We start from the raw sequence: 14,451 nt of genomic DNA, 5'->3' as shown, positions 1-14,451 counted from the left end.
GTGCTCACTCCTTGTCTGTTGCCATGACGGTTTGTTCCTCGACGGGGGCGACCTTGCCTGCCATGGACATCAGGGCCGGCAAGGGCAGCGGTCGACCGGGCAGGAGGACGTTCCAGTAGATCCATCGGAACGCCAGCTTCCCGAGGTGGTTCGCCCTGGTCTCCTTGAGCAGGCTCATGGGGCCGACGATCGGGAGCGGGTACCGGCCCGGCAGCGGCTGCGTGTCGTAGTTGAAGTCGATGAGCAGGCCCTTCCCGTCCCCGGACTCGACGAAGCAGTTGGCGTGCCCGTCGAAGGAGCCCTTCATCGGGAGGCCCTCGACGTGGTCGAGGAAGTTGTGGACGAAGATCTCCACGGCGAAGTGCGCCACCGAACCGGCCTTGGAGGCAGGGATGTTGGACGCGTCGCCGACGGCGAAGATGTTGTCATGCTGCGTCGACTGCAAGGTGTGCTTGTCGACCGGCACGTAGTTGAGCTCGTCTCCGAGACCTGAGCGTGCGACGAAATCGGCGCCCATGTTCAGTGGGATCGTCACGAGCAGGTCGAAGGGGACTTCGCGCTCGTCGTAGGAGACGATCGTCTTCCTCTCGTTGTCGACGCGCTCGATCATGAAGTCGGGCTCGACGAGGATCTTGCGCTCCTCGAGCATCGCCCCGAGGTGCTTGGCGGCGATCGGCTGGGTGAAGGCGTCGGACAGTGGCGTGGCGTAGACGAGCTCCACCTGGTCGCGTATGCCGCGCTCGCGCAACCAGGAGTCGGTCAGGAACGCGAACTCCAACGGCGCGACGGGGCACTTGATCGGCATCTCCGTGATGTGGATGACCAGTCGACCGTGGTCGAAGGACCGCATCGCGGTAGCCAGCGCCAGGGAGCCCTCGAAGGAGTAGAAGTCGAACACGCTCTTGCGCCATTCTTCGCCGAGCATCCCAAGGGTCTGGTCGGGCCGTGGCGTCGTACCGGTGGCGATGACGAGGTAGTCGTACGCCAAGGTGCGTCCGCCCTCGAGGAGCACCGTGTTGGTGTGGGGGTCCACACGGTCGATCTCGCCAAACACGAGCTCGACTCCGTCGGGGATGAACGCGTGCCGCTTCCGGGTCACCTGGCCAGGGGTGTAGGTGCCGAAAGGCATGAACAGGTATCCGGGTTGGTAACGGTGTTCGTCGTCGCGATCGACGACGGTGATGTCCCAGTCCGCCTGCGGCAGCCTGCGCCGCAGCTTGTTCACGATCATCGTCCCGGCAGTACCGCCACCGAGAACCAGCAGTCGCCTCATGCGTCTCACTCCTAGGTCCGGATCCCGCAGTACCGACGCTAGGGACGGCATCCCGGAGCTCACAGGGCAGAACGTCCCCCGTCCTGACGTCAGAGCAGGGAGGGGATGCTGCTGGCTGCGGTGTAAGTCGCGACGCCGATCAGCAGGACGGCGAAAGCCCGGGTGAGGTGGCGGGGCTGGACGCGGGAGGTGATGCGCCCGCCGAGCAGGCTTCCACCGATGGCGGCCGCGGCGAACGCCGTGATGAGCCGCCAGTCGAGGTGGCTGCTCCCGGAGGAGATCCGGGCGGTCAGGGCCGTTGCGCTGTTGACCGCGATGACCAGCAGCGAGGTGCCGACGGCCACCGGCATGGGAAACGCCAGGGCCAGGACGAGGGCGGGGACGAGGACGAAGCCGCCGCCGACGCCGAAGAACCCGGTGAGCAGGCCGACGGCGGTCGCGGTGACCACCACCTTGGCCAGCCGGGGGCAGACGCAGGTCAGGGGATGGAGGGTGAGGAAGGGTTCTGTGGTGGGGTCCTCGCGTCCGGCGGCCTTGCCAGGGCGCAGGGACCGGCGCAGCATCAGGCTTGCCACGACCAGCATCAGCCCAGCGAACGCGGTCAGGAGCACCTGCGCGGCGACGTGGGAGGCCAGGGCGGACCCGGCGAAGGACCCGGCGGTGCCGAGGGCGCCGAACATGAGTCCCTGGCCGAAGCGGACTCGGCCGGCGCGGGCGTGCGGCGTGAGGGCGATGAGGGAAGCCAGGCCCACGATGAGCAGTGAGCTGGTCGTGGCCACCCTGGGGTCCTGGTCGAGGACGTAGACGAGGGCCGGGACGGTCAGGATGGATCCACCGCCGCCGAGCGCGCCGAGCGCCAGACCGATGATCAGACCAAGGGGCAGCACCAGTGGTGACATGCGGTTCGTCTCTCCTCGGTGTCAGGGCCCGTCGGGGACGGGCGCAGGGGCGTCCGTCCCCGACGGGTTGACCGAGATCGCACGAAGGGGGGTTGCGAGTCTCGGTCGGGCGGGCGCCGTTCGACACGGGATGTCGACGACGCCCGGGCTCATGGTGTGGCCCGGCGGCCGGTCGTCCTCAGCCGCGGCCGAAGAGGCGGCCGAGGAGCGAACCTCCGCTGGAGGCGGCCATCTCCTCGGCGCTGTGTCCGGGGCAGCGATCGGCGCGGGGGACGCCGGCCATGACCTGGTCGACGTGCTGGCCGCAGCCAGCCCAGGTGGTCTTTCCGCAGACCTTGCAGTTCACGGGACGGCACATGCTGGTTCTCCTTCAGWTGGTCGGACGGTTGGGGAGGGGTGGGCTCGGGTGGTGCCGATCAGGCGGCTGGCGTGAGGAGCAGTCCGGCGTCGGCGGCCTTCTCGAAGCTGTCGTCGACAGCGACTACTGGTATGCCGCGGGCTGCGAGGACGGAGGCGGCGATGGACGCGCGGTACCCGCCGCCGCAGTGCACCCACACCTCACCGGCCGGCACGTCGTCGACTCGGGCGAGCAGCTCGTGCAGCGGGATGTTCACCGCACCATCGAGGTGAGAGTCGGCGAACTCGGAGGCGCGGCGGACGTCGAGGACGGTGACCGGACGGTGGTGGCGGACCTCGGCGAGGTCGGCGAACACGGCCCGCCCGAACCTGCCGAGCGGGCTGTCGGTCCAGTCGTCGGGCGTGCCGGTGGCGGCGCCGGCGAGGCGGTCGATACCGATTCGGACGAGCTCGCGTTGGGCCTCGGCCACCTGCTCGGCGGTCTCTCCGAGCAGGGTCAGTGGGGTGCCCCAAGGGATGAGCCAGCCGAGGTAGGTGGCGAACTGGCCGTCGAGGCCGAAGTTGAGGCTGCCGATGACATGACCGGCCGCGAACGCGGTGCGCGTCCGCAGGTCCACGACCCACTCGCCCCCTTGGATGCGTGCAGCAACGGTCTCCTTGTCGGCGGTCTCCGGGACGGACAGGTCGGGGGCGCCGGGTCCGGCGGTGTTGGCCGGGCCCATGTGTGCGTAGTAGGCCGGGTAGGCATCCAGTCCGGCGAGCGTGTCGGCGACCCAGTCCTTCTCGTCCTGGGTCAGCGCCGGGTTCTGGCGCCTCTCCGCTCCGATGGTGGAGGCGGTGGTCTCGCCGGTGGATCCGGCCGAGCAGAATGACCCGAAACCGTGGGTGGGGAGCACGTGGGTGTGCTCGGGCAGTTCGTCGGCCAGGCGGTGTGCGGAGGCGAACTGGTGGTGGACCAGGTCATGGGTGTGGTCGTGGCCGAGCAGGTCCGGGCGCCCGGTGGCTCCGAACAGCAGCGACCCGCCGGTGAACACCGCCACCGACTCGAACTCCGAGGAGTCCGAGGTGGGAGCCTCGAGCGCATAGGAGAGGTGGGTGAAGGTGTGTCCGGGTGTGGCGATGGCCCGCACCCGCAGGGTGGGAGACACCTCGACGACGTCACCGTCAGCGATGGGGATCCGGTCGTACGCGACCACATCGGCGCCGTTGACGTGGTAGGCGGCCCCGGTCGCCTCGGCGAGCGCAAGTCCCCCGGTCAGGTAGTCGTTGTGGATGTGGGTCTCGAAGACGTGGGTGATTCGCACCCCGGCCTGCGAGGCGAGGTCCAGGACGCGGTCGATGTCGCGCTGTGGGTCGACCACGAGGGCGACCTGCCCGTCGTGGGCCAGGTACGAGCGGTCACCGAGGGTGGGCGTGTCGATGGCGACGATGACGGGCGACCTCACAGACGAGTTCGAGGTGCTCATGAGTTGTCCTTCCGGAATGACTTCGGGGAACGAGGTGACTGGCCGAGCTCACCGCTCCCGATACCCAATGGGGTATGCCGTATCCCGCAACGGTAGTACCCCCGGGGGCATGCTCGTCAAGTCGAGCGTCTCGGCTGAGACGTACCCCACGGGGTATCCTCGACATGCTCGGGAATGGGCCGTACTGGTCATGCGCTATATACCCCGGTAGGTATAAGATCGCCACAACAGACCAAGGAGAAGCCCGTGAGCACCCAGACCCTGACCGGTCAGAACTTCGAGTCCACCATCACCGCAGGCGGCATCGTCCTCGTCGACTTCTGGGCGTCCTGGTGCGGCCCGTGCCGGCAGTTCGCGCCGGTGTTCGAGGCCGCCTCCACCCAGCACGACGACATCGTCTTCGGCAAGGTCGACACCGAGGCCGAACAGGCCCTCGCTCGCGCCGCCCAGATCACCTCCATCCCCACCCTGATGGCCTTTCGCGACGGCATCCTCGTCTTCTCCCAGCCGGGCGCCTTGCCCGCAGCGGCACTCGAGCAGGTCATCGAAGGCGTGCGTGGGCTGGACATGGATGACGTCCGCACGCAGCTCGCTGCCCAGCAGACCGCCTGAGATCCCCTGCACGACCTCGCCAGAAGGAGCACGACATGGGTTACGCCCTCAGCACCACCGTGGACCAGCCGTTCGAACAGGTGCTGACCGCCACGCGCTCGGCCCTGGCCGACCAGGGTTTCGGGATCCTGACCGAGATCGACCTCGCCGGCACGCTCAAAGCCAAGATCGGCGCCGACATCCCGGCAGAGGTCATCCTCGGCGCGTGCCGTCCCCCACTGGCCCACGCCGCATTCCTGGCCGAGCCGTCGATCGGGCTGCTCCTGCCCTGCAACGTGGTCGTTCGCGCCCTCGCGGATGGCGAAACCCTGGTCGAGGCGCTGGACCCCGAGAGCATGGTCACGATGACCGGCAACCGCGCCCTGGCCGACGTCGCAGCCGAGGCCCGCGAGCTACTCGTCAACGCCTTGGTGTCACTTGACGGCACCCTCACCGTGTGACCGCGTCAGCGTTCACACCCACCGAAGTTCCCCACCGCCCATCCCCGCAAAAGCCCCACGCAGAGGACGCCCCATGGTCACGCTCAACACCGACGACATGACACCCGTCATCAACCGCCTACGCCGGGCCCAAGGCCAGCTCGGCGGAGTCATCCGGCTCATCGAAGAAGGTCGCGACTGCAAGGACGTCGTCACCCAGCTTGCCGCAGTCAACCGCGCCCTCGACCGGGCCGGGTTCGCCATCGTCTCCACCGGCATGCGCCAGTGCCTCACCTCCCCCGAGGGCATCAACGCCGAGGACCAGGCCACGATGGAAAAGCTGTTCCTGACCCTCGCCTGAACCCGACGCGCCCGGAGGACCGTCGCGGCCCACGACTCCACGTTGAAGCGGAACGTCCCCCGCTGGGACGGGCAGCGTTGGACGCGGCGGGCTCAGGTCGCTGACGTGCGGAAATGGCGTTCGGCGTCGTTGACTCAGACTGGCCGTAGATGAACGTCTTGCGGCCTTCCCGCGGACCATCTCCCTTGCATTCGGCCACACCGGCCTAGTTGCGTGGCGGGTACGCGGGGGCGGCAGTGCGCAGGTCGGGCGCTATCGCGCTGAATCGCTCGCGCCGTGGTTACGGCGGGTAGAGGCCCGGCTCAACAGGCGAGTGGGCACAACGATCGCAGGCACCGGCTGGTCTGGCTCGTCCAGCGCGGCGACGAGCGCAGAGATCGCCGCGGCGCCCACCATCTCCGGATGCAGGTCGATGACGGTGACCGCGGGGCTGGCCGAGCGCAGAGCCGCGGTGTCGGTTGCGCCCACGAGGCCGAGCTGCGTCGGGATCGAAACTCCGGCGGCCTGAGCCGCAAGGAGGACTCCGAGTGCCAGGTCGTCGGTCGTGGCGTACACCGCGTCAGGGGCGTCCGCAGCGGTGAGGACTCGGCGGATCGCGCGCTGAGCTGCGCCGACCGTGGCGTCCTCGACCGTGACGATGTGCTCCGGCGACTCGTGGGAGTCCGTCCATGCCCTGTACGCCTGGATGGCGTCCCGCGCGTAGGACAGCGGCTGTCCCGTCGTCAGCAAGGCAGGACGCTCGTATCCCGCGCGGTGCAGGTGGTCGAGCACCTTGCGGGTCGCCGCGAAGTGGTCGTTGTCGACGTGCGGATAGCTGACGGGAGAACCGGCCACTCGGCCGGTGGTCACCACCGGTGCGCCACGCTCGCTCATCACCAGGAGGATCGGCTCGCTGCCGACCGGGTCGACCACCACGGCGCCGTCAGCGGGTAGTCGCCGCAGCTCCTCCACCGTCGCGCCGGCTGGGGCGACCACCACGGCCAGCCCTAGACGGAGAGCCTCCGCCGACGCACCATCGAGCAGCTGGTGAAAGTAGGCCGACGCCGGCACGAGCGTGGTGGGTGCATAGCCGGAGACCTGCAGCGCCACGAGCATGGATCGCCGGTTAGCCAGCCCTCGTGCCTGGACGTTGGCGGAGTAGCCGAGGTTCTCCGCCGTCTCCAGGACTAGCTCCCGCGTCGACTCCCGCACTCGCCCCTTGCCGTTGAGCACGTGCGAGACAGTCGTGACCGAGACGCCCGCTGCGGCTGCGACGTCCCTGATGGTGGGGATGATTCCCGTCAACACCCGGCCTCCCTGCCAAACGTTTGACCAGAGGGTACTCCGGTGGGCGCAGATCTCCGGGCGCCACCCCTTGACGGATGCCAAAGCGGTTTGGCATGCTCTCGCGCCAGAGGCATTCAGCTCTTCAACAGGAGGCCGGTATGGATGGCGCATCGAGTGTTGACAGGGTCGGCCACGTCGAGCAGGTGGGCTTCGACTACATCCCGGACTCCCAGCGGCACGGCACGCCGAAGGAGCTCTTCGCGGTGTGGGCTGCGGCCAACATCGCACCGCTCTACCTGCTCCTCGGCGGCATCCTCATGGTGCTGGGTCTCAACCTGTGGCAGGCCATGCTCGCGGTCGTCCTCGGGAACCTGACCTACGCTTTCACGGCGTGGCAGGGCATCGCCGGGCCCGCCGCGGGCACCCCGACGGTGACGATCTCGCGGGCCCAGTACGGCCCGCGAGGGAACCAGCTGTCGGCGTTCCTGGCGTGGTTCAACCTCGTCGCCTTCGAGGCCGTGAACTTCGTCGTGGGAGCCAGCGCGCTCAACATCCTGCTCGCCGAGATCGGCGTTCGGACGACGACACCGGTCAAAGCGGCCACGCTTGCGTTCGTCATTGTCGTCTCGTTCGGCCTCGCCTACTACGGCCACGCGACGATCGTGAGGTTTCAGGAGTTGGCGACATGGGCGCTCGGCATCGGCGCCGGCCTGCTGCTGCTGTTCGCCATGGGTCGCGTCGACTGGAGCTACACTCCGCGGCAGGGTCTGCACGGGTTCGCCGGGGTGGCGACCTGGTTCGTGGCGCTCGGGGTGATCGTGTCGGGCGCCATCTCGTGGTGCACCGTGCCCGCCGACTACACCCGCTACCTGCCGCGCAGCACCCGCCCTCGCTCGATCGTGTTCTGGACGACGATCGGCTGCTTCCTGCCCGCGACCCTGCTGTGCACGATCGCCGTCCTGGCAGGGACGCGCGTCGACATGAGCGACCCACTTAGTGCCATCAAGGAGATCGTGCCGGCCTGGTTCTACATCCCCGTCGTGGCCGTCCTGCTCCTGGGCTCCATGACGAACAACGTCCTCACCATCTACTCGTCGTCGATGTCGCTGCAGACGCTCGGGCTGAAGATCAAGCGCTACCAGGCCGTGCTCATCGACGGCGTGATCGGCACGGCGATGGCCTTCTACGCCACCTTCGTCACCGACTTCCTGACGGCGCTCACGGAGTTCCTCCAGCTTGCACTCGTCTGGTACGCGCCCTACACGGCCATCTTCATCGTTGACATCGTCCTGCGCCGTAACCACTACGACGGGGTGCAGCTACACGCCCGAGAGGGCAGTATCTACTGGTCGCGCAACGGTTTTCACGTCCCAGGCGTCGTGGCACTCGTCGCTGGCATGACCAGCGGGCTGCTCTTCTCGACGACGGCACGCTTCCAAGGACCGCTGAGTACGGCGTTGTCCAACATCGACCTCAGCTACATCGTCAGTGCGGTCGTCGGTGGTGTCCTCTACGCCGTCCTGCAGCGGCGCGCGCTTGCTGCGGCCGGGCTCACGGCGACGTCGGTGGTCTCGAGTCAGGCCGCCACCGCGCTCGTCGCGGACACGGTCGTGGCCGACGCCATCGTCACCGACCCGAAGGGGGCCTGACGTGGGGACCTCGTCCGAGACCGGCTCGACGACGAGCACGGCCTTCCTCAGCGCGGTCGACGCGGCAGACTTGGTGCGTCGCCGTGCAGTGTCGCCGGTGGAGTTGGTGCAGCAGACGCTCGCCGAGATCGACCGTCTGGAGCCGACGCTGCACGCCTTCGTGACGGTCGACCACGAGGGAGCCCTGCGCGCGGCACGGGAGGCCGAACGAGCGCTCGCCGCCGGCGAGGCACTGGGGCCGCTGCACGGTGTGCCGGTCGCCGTCAAGGACCTGGAGATGACCAAGGGACTGCTCTCGACGAGCGGGGCGACTGCCTACCGGCACCACGTGCCCGACGAGGACTCGATCCTGGTCGAGCGGTTGCGCGCCGCTGGCGCCATCATCGTGGGCAAGACGAACACCCCCGCCTTCGGGCTGCTTGGCGAGACCAAGAACCGGCTCGGCCCTCCGACGGGCAATCCGTGGGACCCCGCCAGGACGACGGGTGGTTCGAGCGGTGGTTCGGCGGCGTCCGTCGCCGCTGGCCTGGTGCCCGTTGGCACCGGCACCGACTCAGCCGGCTCGATCAACTGCCCCTCGGGGCTGTGCGGTGTCTTCGGCATCAAGCCGTCCCACGGTCGCGTCCCGATGATTCCCAACGCCGGAGACTCCCTGCTCTTCAACGACGGCGGGCCGCTGACTCGCACCGTCGCCGACGCGGCGCTGGTCCTGTCGGTGCTCGCCGGGCCCGACCGACGCGACCCCGTCGCACGTCGAGACGTGCCCCCCGACTACCTCGCCGCGGCACGTCGGCCCCTGCCCCCCGTGCGCGTCGCCTTCAGCGTTGACATGGGCCACTTCGCCGTCGACCCGGAGGTGCGGGCTGCCGTCGTGATGGGCGCCCGCCGCATGGCGGAGCTGGTCGGCACCGTGACCGACGTCGATCCGCCCGTCCCGAACCCGTGGGACATCTACACCCCGCTGTATGTCACGGACATGCGGCTCTCGCTCTCCGAGTTCGTCGCCGAACACCCCGAGGACGTCTACCCCGACACCTTCGCAGAGCTGGCGTCCGTGCCTTCCCTGTCGGCCGAGCAATACGTCGAGTCCTACCACCGGCTGCTTCAGTTCCGGTCGACCATGGCGGACTTCTTCGAGACCTACGAAATCCTCCTGACCCCGACGACCGCCGTCGCGGCCTTCCACCACGACACACCACCGTCGCAGATCGGCGGACGGCCTGTACCGGCCGGCTGGACGGGGTTCATGCCGTTCCAGATCACCTGGAACATGACCGGTCAGCCGGCGGCAAACCTTCCGGTCGGGTTCACCCGCGACGGACTCCCCGTGGGCATGCTCGCGGTCGCTCCTCTCGGACGCGAGGACCTCCTGCTCAGCGTCTGTGCCGCGTACGAGCACGCCTTCGGCTGGGCCGACCGACGCCCCAGCATCCACGCCGGCTGACATGCCGGTTCCACAGCTCCCGACCCCAAGGAGACCCCATGCACACCTGGCCGACGCCTGACTTCGCCGCCCTCCGCGCCCACCGTCGAGCCGTGGTGGCCGACACCATGCACGGTCTCGGGGTGGACCACCTGCTCATGACCGGCTTCGACACGATCCGCTACGTCACCGACTACCGGACGCAGATCATCGCTGAGGCGTTCGACTGGTTCGCCGCGGTCGCCGACGTCGACGGTGAAAGCGAGATCTTCGTGCCGTGGGTGGACGAGGTGCAGCACGACGCGGACGACGTCCCCGAGGGCGTACGCGCCATCCACCCCCTCCCGTCCTGGACGCCGGCCGTGCCTCACGCTGGCTACTGGGTCCGCGTGCTCGCCGACTGCCTGCGACGCCGTGGTGCCCGCCGGGTCGGCGTGGAGATGGTTTGGAGCGAGATCCTCGACGCCCTACGGCAGGAGCTCCCTGAGGTCGAGTTCGTGGCCGCCACGACGGCGCTCCACGACGCGCGGCTCGTCAAGCATCCCACCGAGGTCGAACTCATCGCCGCGGCGTGCACGGTCAACTCCAACGCCGCGGACGCAGCCCTACTCTCCGCGAAGCCGGGCATGTCCGACCACGAGGTACTCGCAGTAGCCATGGAGTCGCTCCAATCCGCCGGTGTCGAGTTCCTCAGCCACTCCCTCTGCAACGTCCGGCGGGGCAGCGGCGCCTGGTTCGCCGCGGGGAACGAACTTGCCGAAGGCGAGGCCTTTTTCTTCGACATCGGCTGCTATGGGCTCGGCGGCTACGCGTCCGACATGGCACGCACCGGTTTCGTCGGGGATCCGGGCGATGACCTCCTGGCCGTCCACGAGCAACTGCTCGCAGCCCACCACGTCGGCGAGGCGGCGGCACGACCGGGCGTCACGGCGTCCACGGTGCACGAGGCGGTCAACGACTACCTGCGTGGCCAAGGGCTGCCCACCACGCCGTACTCGATGGGGCACGGCGTCGGCCTGCGGGCCTGCGAGCTCCCCACGATCCACCGCGCGGACCGAATGGGTCGCGACCAGGTCCTGCGCGAGGGCATGGTCATCTCGCTGGAGCCCGAGACCACGGTCTTGCACCGTGGTCGTCCGACGGTCATCAAGGTGGAGGACAACTACCTCGTCGAGGCCGGGGGGCTGCGCCGGCTGACCCACGCGGCGTACGGCCGGTGACGTTGCGGCTGGCGGTCGCCCAGTGTCGACCGGCGCTGGGCGACACGGCTGCGAACCTCGCCCTCGCCGACGGGCTCCTTGCGAGCTTGCACGGGCGAGCCGACCTTGTGGTGCTCCCAGAGATGTTCGTGACGGGCTACCGGGTCGGGGGCCGGTTGGCTGACCTGGCCGAGCCCCCTGACGGGCCGGCCGTTCACGCCCTGTCGGCGCTCGCGCGGCGGTACGAGCTCGTCGTGGTTGCCGGCTTCCCGGAGCGGGACGGTGGGGATGTTTACAACAGCGCCTGCGTCGTCGACAGTGACGGCTCGCTCGCTGGCGTGTACCGCAAGACCCACCTCTTCGCCGACGAGGTGCGCTGCTTCCGATCCGGCACGGCCATCGAGCCGGTCAACACCTCTCTCGGTCGGCTCGGCGTCCTCATCTGCTACGACGTCGAGTTCCCCGAGGTCGCCCGCACGCTCGCCCTGCGGGGCGCCGAGCTGCTGATCGTGCCGACGGCCAACATGGCCCCCTACCTGCCGCAGCAGCGGACCTTCGCGCGGGCACGCGCCATGGAGAACTCGCTCCCACTGGCGCTCGCCAACCAGGTCGGCGACGACAGTGTCCACGCGTTCGTCGGCGGCAGCTGCGTCGTGTCTCGTGACGGAGACGTGCTGGGCGAAGCCGACGGCTGCGCAGAGTCGACCGTCGTGGCGGAAGTTGTTGCGGGCCGCGCCGGGGTCGGTGTTGAGGTCGACTACCTCAGGCACCGGCGGCCTGAACTGTACGCTGGGATCCCCGGCGGCCCCACTCAGCGCGGGTAGGGGAACCCCTGCGTCGACGTGTTGTCCAGCACCATCTGGTTGCCGACCTGACCTGCCTGGCCCGCCGCCGGGTCGACGTCCTCCAGGGCGTGCTCCGCGACCAGCTTGCCGCGGCCGTGTTGTCGGCGGCGCCGGTTGTAGGAGAGCCGAGCCACGACGACGCTCGACACCGACTCACACCTCCGGCCAACTGCCGAGGACCGGACTCGCAAGGCCGCTGGCGAACTCCTTGCGGACAGCACGCGGTCTCCGAGCGGTCGGACCTGCGTAGACGTTGTCAACTACACGTTGAAGCGGAACGTTGACGTGCTCTTCGAAGAAGCGTGGTCGTTCGGCGTACACGGGCTCTGACCTGCGCAAACAGTGCCGATCGTCCGCGAATCCACCGTGGACGATCGTGGTTCATTGTGGTGCTCGTGAGGGCAGATTGAGGGCAGAGCGTTCCTCCCGCGCCGACTCTCCAGGAGAGACATAGCCGACACGACTCACTTAAGACGGCGGCCGCCGCGCCGGAGGTGCTGCATACCGCCCAAAAAACGGGCATTGGCCGCCATGCGCTCCGGGGCCTGGAAGGTTCGGCTCCGAGACCTAACAGTTTCGTCAGACAGAGCGCCTGAGCGAGCCCAAATGCGGCTGCAAGCTGTTGCCGTTCAGCGGGGAGCCGGGCAGCCGAGGGCTGGCCCCACCGCGTCCGTGCAGTATGCCGCGTGGCGTGTGCCCGTCTTCCTCACGATCGCGAGGTGGCCGCCCAGATAATCCGCCACGCTGGCGGTGACCGGCGCCGCCGCCATGCTGGCAGCCCTCCAAGAGTTCCCGGATCCGGCCCACCCATGCACCGCCGAGGCGGAACGCAATGGTTGCGCATATGCAATCATTGCCTATACTGAAAGAATGACTAAGCCGGTCACTGTCTCTTTTCCGCCGCACGTGCTGCGGGAGTATGCACTGCTGGCTGACGGCGAACGAGGGGCCTTGGTCGGCCCCTGCGGGGACATCGTCTGGATGTGCGCGCCACGGTGGCACGACGATGCCGTGTTTGCCTCGCTGCTAGGCGTGCCGAGCTCCTACGCCGTGACGCCTGCGGACGACCGCTACGTGTGGGGCGGTCGTTACGAGGACGGCTCCCTGATCTGGCGAAGCCGGTGGGTGACGGGCACCGGCATCATCGAATGCCGTGAAGCCTTGGCCTTTCCGGGCGCCCCCGACACGGCGGTGCTGTTGCGCAGTGTGCACGCCCCGTCTGGCCCTGCCGAGGTGCGAGTTCTGCTGTCCCCGCGAGCCGAGTTCGGCCGGTTCGGCCTGTCGCGACTGGCCCAGCGTGACGACGTGTGGACGGCACGCTTGGGCCCCCTGTATGTCCGGTGGAGTGGCGCGGGCGCGGCCCGGAACGTGGGCGGAGGGGTGCTTGAGCTTGACCTTGTCGTGGCGGAAGGGGACCACCATGACCTGGTGTTGGAGGTGTCGACGACGCCGTGGGAGGGCCCGGCACCATCGCCGAACGTGGCGTGGGAGAGCACCGAGCACGCATGGGCCAGCGCCGTGCCTGACATGGATGTGACGGTCGCGGCGGACGACGCGCGTCAGTCGGTCGCGATATTGCGTGGTCTGACCAGCAGCACTGGAGCCATGGTTGCAGCGGCGACCATGTCCCTGCCTGAGCGGGCGGCCGAGGGCCGCAACTACGACTACCGCTACGCGTGGATCCGCGACCAGTGTTACGCCGGCCAGGCGATGGCCGGGTGCGGAAATCTCTCGCTGTTGGACTCCGCAGTCCGGTTCGTCAGTGGACGGGTACTCGCTGACGGGGACCAGCTGGCGCCCGCGTACACGGTGGTCGGCGGCCCGGTGCCCGAGGAGAGGTCTCTCGACATACCGGGCTACCCGGGCGGTGGCAGCACCGTGGGCAACTGGATCAATGGCCAGTTTCAGCTCGACAACCTGGGCGAAGTCCTGCTCTTGCTCGCCGCCGCCGCCCGGCACGGTCGGCTGGATGTGGACCACTGGCATGCCGCGGAGGTCACCGTCACCGCCCTTCAGGGACGGTGGCAACAGCCGGACTCGGGGATCTGGGAGCTCGATCGCCGGCGTTGGGCCCACTCCCGGCTCATGTGCGCAGCTGGGCTGCGGGCCCTGGGCGGGCACGCACCCCCGCGCCAGGGTGCGCAGTGGAACTCCCTGGCCGACGCCATCGTGGCCGATGCCGCAAAAGACTGCCTCCACCCCACTGGCCGTTGGCAGCGCTCCCCCGACGACGCGCGAGTCGACGCGAGCCTTCTGCTGCCTGGGATTCGTGGCGCTGTCGCGGCGTCGGATCCGCGCACGGTGGCCACCGTGCGGGCGGTCGAGCGCGAGCTTGGTTCGAAGGGCTACGTGTACCGGTTCAGGCAGGACGAACGGCCGCTTGGCGAAGCCGAGGGCGCCTTCCTTCTGTCCGGCTTTCACATGTCCATGGCGGTCCATCAGCAGGGACGCCAGACCGAGGCCATGCGCTGGTTCGAGCGCAACCGGGCAGCGTGCGGAGCCCCCGGCCTGTTTACCGAGGAGTACGACGTCGAGCAGCGCCAGCTGCGAGGCAACTATCCCCAGGCATTCGTCCACGCACTGCTCATCGAGGCAGCGACGCGACTCGCAGGACCCAGCACGGCACCGATGACCTGACCTGCGCAGCCGAACGAATCAGTCGCAGGCCATCACGCCCACTAC

General features: G+C 68.7%; 14 protein-coding genes. 8 read left to right on the top strand and 6 right to left on the bottom strand.

Features of this window, described 5'->3' with window-relative positions; translation table 11 throughout:
* Window positions 1-4: 4 nt before the first annotated feature.
* From sqr to AC1DX8_RS00785, 4 genes are all read right to left on the bottom strand, one after another.
* Window positions 5-1,273 (bottom strand): type III sulfide quinone reductase, selenoprotein subtype, encoded by a 1,269-nt coding sequence (gene sqr, locus AC1DX8_RS00800; RefSeq protein WP_477627996.1) that lies wholly within the window; start codon window positions 1,271-1,273, stop codon window positions 5-7.
* Window positions 1,274-1,362: 89 nt separating this feature from the next.
* A complete protein-coding gene (locus AC1DX8_RS00795; RefSeq protein WP_477627995.1) occupies window positions 1,363-2,172 on the bottom strand; it encodes a sulfite exporter TauE/SafE family protein in 810 nt (269 codons plus the stop codon).
* Window positions 2,173-2,350: 178 nt separating this feature from the next.
* Window positions 2,351-2,530, bottom strand: a complete 180-nt coding sequence (locus tag AC1DX8_RS00790) for a hypothetical protein (protein WP_477627994.1) — start codon at window positions 2,528-2,530, stop codon at window positions 2,351-2,353.
* Between the two features lie 58 nt (window positions 2,531-2,588).
* Window positions 2,589-3,995, bottom strand: a complete 1,407-nt coding sequence (locus AC1DX8_RS00785; RefSeq protein ID WP_477627993.1) for a rhodanese-like domain-containing protein — start codon at window positions 3,993-3,995, stop codon at window positions 2,589-2,591.
* Window positions 3,996-4,241: 246 nt separating this feature from the next.
* Here AC1DX8_RS00785 and trxA point away from each other — a divergent pair, with 246 nt between their 5' ends.
* The 3 genes from trxA to AC1DX8_RS00770 all read left to right on the top strand — a co-directional run bounded on the left by trxA (window position 4,242) and on the right by AC1DX8_RS00770 (window position 5,387).
* Window positions 4,242-4,607, top strand: a complete 366-nt coding sequence (trxA, locus tag AC1DX8_RS00780; protein WP_477627992.1) for a thioredoxin — start codon at window positions 4,242-4,244, stop codon at window positions 4,605-4,607.
* 35 nt (window positions 4,608-4,642) lie between these two features.
* A complete protein-coding gene (locus AC1DX8_RS00775; protein ID WP_477627991.1) occupies window positions 4,643-5,047 on the top strand; it encodes a DUF302 domain-containing protein in 405 nt (134 codons plus the stop codon).
* Between the two features lie 73 nt (window positions 5,048-5,120).
* Window positions 5,121-5,387, top strand: a complete 267-nt coding sequence (locus AC1DX8_RS00770) for a metal-sensitive transcriptional regulator (RefSeq protein WP_477627990.1) — start codon at window positions 5,121-5,123, stop codon at window positions 5,385-5,387.
* 252 nt (window positions 5,388-5,639) lie between these two features.
* Here AC1DX8_RS00770 and AC1DX8_RS00765 read toward each other — a convergent pair whose 3' ends face one another.
* Window positions 5,640-6,674, bottom strand: coding sequence for a LacI family DNA-binding transcriptional regulator (locus AC1DX8_RS00765; protein ID WP_477627989.1), 1,035 nt, complete (start codon window positions 6,672-6,674; stop codon window positions 5,640-5,642).
* A gap of 137 nt (window positions 6,675-6,811) precedes the next feature.
* Here AC1DX8_RS00765 and AC1DX8_RS00760 point away from each other — a divergent pair, with 137 nt between their 5' ends.
* The 4 genes from AC1DX8_RS00760 to AC1DX8_RS00745 are packed head-to-tail and all read left to right on the top strand — an operon-like array spanning window position 6,812 to window position 11,748.
* Complete coding sequence (locus tag AC1DX8_RS00760) at window positions 6,812-8,302, top strand: purine-cytosine permease family protein (RefSeq protein WP_477627988.1); 1,491 nt, start codon at window positions 6,812-6,814, stop codon at window positions 8,300-8,302.
* 1 nt (window position 8,303) lies between these two features.
* Window positions 8,304-9,746: an amidase gene (locus AC1DX8_RS00755; RefSeq protein WP_477627987.1), complete on the top strand. Its 1,443-nt coding sequence runs from the start codon at window positions 8,304-8,306 to the stop codon at window positions 9,744-9,746.
* A gap of 38 nt (window positions 9,747-9,784) precedes the next feature.
* Window positions 9,785-10,945, top strand: coding sequence for a M24 family metallopeptidase (locus AC1DX8_RS00750; protein ID WP_477627986.1), 1,161 nt, complete (start codon window positions 9,785-9,787; stop codon window positions 10,943-10,945).
* Window positions 10,942-11,748 (top strand): carbon-nitrogen hydrolase family protein, encoded by an 807-nt coding sequence (locus AC1DX8_RS00745; protein WP_477627985.1) that lies wholly within the window; start codon window positions 10,942-10,944, stop codon window positions 11,746-11,748. Before AC1DX8_RS00750 ends, AC1DX8_RS00745 begins: the two co-directional genes overlap by 4 nt.
* Here the strand turns inward: AC1DX8_RS00745 and AC1DX8_RS00740 are convergent.
* Window positions 11,736-11,918, bottom strand: a complete 183-nt coding sequence (locus AC1DX8_RS00740; RefSeq protein ID WP_477627984.1) for a hypothetical protein — start codon at window positions 11,916-11,918, stop codon at window positions 11,736-11,738. The two genes, AC1DX8_RS00745 and AC1DX8_RS00740, sit on opposite strands and share 13 nt — an antisense overlap.
* 601 nt (window positions 11,919-12,519) lie before the next feature.
* Between AC1DX8_RS00740 and AC1DX8_RS00735 the strand changes: the two genes are divergently transcribed.
* Complete coding sequence (locus tag AC1DX8_RS00735; RefSeq protein WP_477627983.1) at window positions 12,520-14,406, top strand: glycoside hydrolase family 15 protein; 1,887 nt, start codon at window positions 12,520-12,522, stop codon at window positions 14,404-14,406.
* Window positions 14,407-14,451 lie beyond the last annotated feature (45 nt).

The sequence above is a fragment of the Pedococcus sp. P2_A3 genome (assembly GCF_056405035.1).
The sequence above is the reverse complement of the archived record's forward strand: the minus strand, read 5'-3'. Positions and strand labels throughout refer to the sequence as shown.